The organism is Campylobacter sp. RM9333 (assembly GCF_020137705.1).
Taxonomy (GTDB): Bacteria; Campylobacterota; Campylobacteria; order Campylobacterales; family Campylobacteraceae; genus Campylobacter_E.
Map to the genome: position 1 here is coordinate 1 of NZ_JACGAY010000056.1, position 716 is coordinate 716.

A 716-nucleotide genomic window follows, 5' to 3' on the forward strand; every position below is an offset into this window, starting at 1 on the left:
TTTGCTCACTAGTTTGTAAAGTATTTTTAGAATTTGAATTAGTGTTTTCAGCTTTAATATCACTACTTAAAGTAATACTTGTTACTTTATTAGTATTTGTAGTGCTTTGTTTATCTTCTTGTTTTTCTTGTATTTTTTCTGGTTTATTATCTTCATTAATATTTGCTTTGGTTAAAGAAAAATCATTTACTTTTAAAGGTTCAACTTTAATTACCTTAGTATTTGAAAAGCTTATTTGTTTTCCTGAATCAATTAAAGAAGTTTTATTACCTAATCTAACATCTATTGCACCTTGTAAACAAGCTAATTTGTTTATATTAAGTCCAACTTCTCCTACAAACACTGTTCCTCTAATACCAATTGTTGCTGTATGAGCTTTTAAAGAGAAATTCTTTCTTGCTAATTTTGAGATTTCTCCTGTAATTACCTTAAAGCTTCCTTCACTTACTTCAAGATTTACTTTAGAGTTTTTTCCATCTAATAAGAATTGTTTTATTTCTAAGCTTGTGTTTTTACCTAGAGTAGTAACGGTGTTGTCATTAAAGATTATTTGTAATCTTGCATTGTTTCCCGTTTTTATAATATCGCTTTCATCAAGTTCTTGATTTAATAAAGCTTTTATTTCATTACCTTTTGAGATAACTACTGCATCACCTCTAATGGCTGATATTTTACCTACGCTTGCATAGGTTAGAGTTATTACACTTAATAACAAT

At 27.4% G+C, this 716-nt stretch carries 1 protein-coding gene; it reads right to left on the minus strand.

Going from position 1 to position 716, the window contains the following annotated elements; translation table 11 throughout:
* Nucleotides 1-716 (minus strand): FecR family protein (locus AVBRAN9333_RS09425; RefSeq protein ID WP_336609911.1); only part of this gene is annotated, 716 nt, incomplete at both ends.